This is a genomic window from Streptomyces sp. FH025 (assembly GCF_017427025.1).
Lineage (GTDB): Bacteria > Actinomycetota > Actinomycetes > Streptomycetales > Streptomycetaceae > Kitasatospora.
The window spans coordinates 1-4,036 of record NZ_JAFLNG010000694.1 but is presented as its reverse complement, the minus strand read 5'-3'; the positions used below and the strand labels follow the sequence as shown (position 1 = coordinate 4,036).

At 72.6% G+C, this 4,036-nt stretch carries 3 protein-coding genes; 1 reads left to right on the top strand and 2 read right to left on the bottom strand.

The features are described from left to right. Positions 1 to 361: 361 nt before the first annotated feature. Entirely contained in the window at positions 362 to 1,657 is a 1,296-nt protein-coding gene (locus J0670_RS32190) for an esterase family protein (protein ID WP_207815570.1), read from the top strand. A 46-nt stretch (positions 1,658 to 1,703) separates the two neighbouring features. Here the strand turns inward: J0670_RS32190 and J0670_RS32185 are convergent, their stop codons facing one another. Together J0670_RS32185 and kdpB are read right to left on the bottom strand one after the other, a co-directional pair. Continuing rightward, positions 1,704 to 2,189: a universal stress protein gene (locus tag J0670_RS32185; RefSeq protein ID WP_207815568.1), complete on the bottom strand. Its 486-nt coding sequence runs from the start codon at positions 2,187 to 2,189 to the stop codon at positions 1,704 to 1,706. A 157-nt stretch (positions 2,190 to 2,346) separates the two neighbouring features. After that, on the bottom strand, positions 2,347 to 4,036 hold a 1,690-nt coding region (gene kdpB / locus J0670_RS32180), incomplete at its 5' end, for a potassium-transporting ATPase subunit KdpB (protein ID WP_207815567.1).

Sequence of the window (4,036 nt, the reverse complement as noted above, 5' to 3'; positions counted from 1 at the left end):
CCGTCAGAATGTCACCGGGGAGCTTGAGTTCCGCCGGAGGCGGACCCGCCGGTTCGGGCGCTGGAGTGGAAGCGGGCTCGATCGCGGCCCGGCCTGTCGCGGTCCACGCGTCTGGCCTCCTTCCGGTCGGGCGCGCCTGGGCGGCGCGGTCGTCGACGGGGGCAGACTCACCTTCGGACTTCTCGACAGCATAGCCCGGGCATGCCAAGTTCGACACCCTTGTCGAAGTTGGCGGGTGGGCCGCCCGGCGCCGGGCGTGCGGCCATCGGTGCTGGCGACGTACGGTGTCGCGACGGGCACTCCAGGTAGGGGGTTCGCTTTCCCGGCCGGTGGTCCACAGTGGTAGGGGAGGCCGGGACCGATGGGACTCACCAGTCACAAGCTGTTGGCGCTGATGACGCTGCTCGTGGTGTTCACGGTGTTCGGCACCCTCTGGGTGTGGCCCCGGCTCGCCGTCCGCAGCTGGCCCGCGATGTTCCTGCGGCTCGGCACCATCGTGCTCACCCAGCTCACCCTGCTGGCCACGCTCGGGCTCGCCGTCAACGACTACTTCGTCTTCTACAGCAGCTGGTCCGACTTGCTCGGGCGCGAGCGCGGCGTCGGCGTCATCCAGGACGGCGGAGGTTTGCGGGCCGGGCCTGGCCCGCCGGCCGGTCACGCCGGTCAGACCGGCCACCCCGGTCACGTCGGCCAGCCCGGCCAGCCCGGCCAGCCCGGCCAGCCCGGCCAGCCCGGCCAGCCCGGCCAGCCCGGTCGGGGCGGCCAGGGCGGGGCCGGTGGTACGGGCGCCGTGGGCGGCGCGCCGGCCGGGGTGCAGGTTTTCGGCCCGGCGGAGATCACCGGCACGGGATCGGTCGGCCGAGAGCCCGCCCGGATCGGCCGGCTCGACCGCGTCCGGCTGCCCGGCACCACCACCGGGCTGAGCACCGACGGGTACGTCTACCTGCCGCCGCAGTACTTCCAGCGCGGCAACGAGGGCCGGCACTTCCCGGCCGTGCTGGTGATGACCGGCTTCCCCGGCGACGCCACCAACCTGGTCACCAAGCTGCGCTACCCGGCCACCGAACTCGACCTGCTGCGCAAGGGGGAGATGAAGCCGATCGTCCTGGTGCTGATGCGGCCCTCGCCCAGCATGCCCCGGGACAGCGAGTGCGAGGACGTCCCGGGCGGCCCGCAGGCGCAGAGCTACTTCACCACCGACGTGCCGGCCGACCTGCGGGCCACCTACCGGGTGCTGGGCGACGAGGGCAGTCTGGGCGTCATGGGCGACTCGACCGGCGGGTACTGCGCCGTCAAGCTCGGCATGGTGCACCCGCGGACCTTCCCGGTGGCGGTCTCGCTCTCCGGCTACTTCAAGGCGGCGGAGGACGTGACCACCGGCGACCTCTTCGGCGGCGACCGGCAGCGCCGTGACCGGGCCGACCTCAACTGGCGGCTGGCCCACCTTCCGACGCCCGAGCTCGCGGTGCTGCTCGCCGACAGCAAGCAGGACGGGACGACCTACGCCGACTCCACGGCCTTCGCGGCGGCCGCCCGTCCGCCGATGGTGGTGGCCCAGGCCACGGTGAACACCGGCGGCCACAACTTCACCACCTGGAACCGGCTGATCCCGCCCTCCCTCGGCTGGCTCAGCGCCCACCTGCCGGACCCGCGCTGAGGAGGTCCTCGGTGGGCTCTACGGCCCTCAACGGCCCTTTACGGTCTCAGCGGGCGAGCAGCGGGAGGGGCGCCCCGGTACGGGCGGGCAGTTCGAGCCGGGTCAGCAGCGCCGAGGGGGAGACCTCCACCACCCGGCAGCCCGCCCGGTGCCGACAGTGACGGGCGACGGAGCCGCCGCGCAGCCGGTCGAAGCGGCGGCGGGTGGCGGCGCCGAGCACCAGCAGGTCGCCCGGTCCGGTGACGGCGCCGACCAGGGCCGGCCCCGGTTCGGAGTGCACCACCAGCGGGTGGATGACCAGCCCGGACGGGTAGCCGCCGTAGGCCTGCTCGAAGGCGATGTCCAGGCGCCGCCGGGCGGCGTGCTCCAGCTCGGAGAGCGGGCGCAGGTCGTCCCGGTCGCTCACCGTCCACGCGGCGACGGGCACCAGCACGGCCGCGTTCCGGGCCGCCTCGCCGACGGCGTGGTAGAGGGCGGCCAGACTGCTCAGTGATCCGCTCAGGCCGACGATCACTCGGGTGGTCCCGGTCATGGCCGTTCGCCTCCGTCTCTCCGGATGAACTCTCGGATGAACTCTCCGGACCAGTGAATCCCCGCAGGGGGGCCGTGCGTACCGGCGCTGACACCACCATGACGCCGGTCGCACACATCTTGACGGCCTCCTGACAGGCCCGGCGGGTCGTGGGGTTTCAGCCCAGTCCCGGCACGAACTGGATCAGCAGGTCGATCGCCTTGATGCCGAGGAACGGCAGGATCAGCCCGCCCAGCCCGTACACCCGCAGGTTGCGCCGGAGCAGGTCGGTCGCGGAGGCGGGCTGGTAGCGCACGCCGCGCAGCGCCAGCGGGATCAGCGCGACGATGATCAGCGCGTTGAAGATGATCGCGGAGGCGATCGCCGAGGTCGGGCTGTGCAGCTCCATGATGTTGAGGTCGTGCAGCCCTGGGTAGGAGCCGGAGAACATCGCGGGGATGATCGCGAAGAACTTGGCGACGTCGTTGGTGATCGAGAAGGTGGTCAACGCGCCCCGGGTGATGAGGAGTTGCTTGCCCACCCGGACGATGTCGATCAGCTTCGCCGGGTTGGAGTCGAGGTCGACCATGTTGCCGGCCTCCTTGGCGGCCGGGGTGCCGGAGTTCATCGCGACGCCGACGTCGGCCTGGGCGAGCGCGGGCGCGTCGTTGGTGCCGTCGCCGGTCATCGCGACCATGTTCCCGGCGGCCTGCTCGCGCCGCAGGTGGGCGAGCTTGTCCTCGGGAGTGGCCTCGGCGAGGAAGTCGTCCACCCCGGCCTCCTCCGCGATGGCCTTGGCGGTCAGCGGGTTGTCGCCGGTGACCATCACGGTGCGGATGCCCATCCGTCGCAGCTCGGCGAAGCGTTCGGCGATGCCCTCCTTGACCACGTCCTTGAGCTCGACCACCCCCAGCGCCCGGGCGCCGTGCCGGTCGTGCACGGCGACCAGCAGCGGGGTGCCGCCGGCCTCGGCGATCCGGCCGACCAGCGGCTCGGCCTCCGCCGGCAGCCGCCCGCCCGAGTCCACCACCCAGCGGGCGACGGCGCTCGCCGCGCCCTTGCGGATCAGGCAGCCGGTGCCGTCCGGCCAGCTCAGGTCGACGCCGCTCATCCGGCTGTGCGCCGTGAACGGCACCGGCCGCTGCTCGCCCAGTTCGCCGGGGGAGCGCGGCGGCACCCAGTACTGACGGTTCGTCAATTCGACCAGTGAGCGCCCCTCCGGCGTCTCGTCCGCGACGGAGGCCAACTGGGCCGCCTCCGCGAGCTGTTCGGTGGTCGCGCCGGGAAGCGGGTGCAGGGCGACCGCCCGGCGGTTGCCGTGGGTGATGGTGCCGGTCTTGTCGAGCAGCAGGACGTCCACGTCCCCGGCGGCCTCCACGGCCCGGCCGGAGAGGGCGACCACGTTGCGCTGCACCAGCCGGTCCATGCCGGCGATGCCGATCGCGGACAGCAGGGCGCCGATCGTCGTCGGGATGAGCGCGACCATCAGCGCGACCAGCACGATCGTGGTCTGCGGCGCGTGCGCGTAGATGGCCATCGGCTGCAGCGAGACCACCGAGAGCAGGAAGACGATGGTCATCGAGGACAGCAGGATGTTCAGCGCGATCTCGTTCGGGGTCTTCTGCCGGTCGGCGCCCTCGACCAGGGCGATCATCCGGTCCACGAAGCTCTGCCCGGGCCGGGAGGTGACCCGCACGACGAGGTGGTCGGAGAGCACTTTCGTCCCTCCGGTGACACCCGTACGGTCGCCGCCGGACTCGCGGATCACCGGCGCGGACTCCCCGGTGATCGTCGACTCGTCGACGCTCGCGACGCCCTCGACCACCTCGCCGTCCTGCGGGATCACCTCGCCGGCCGGCACCAGCACG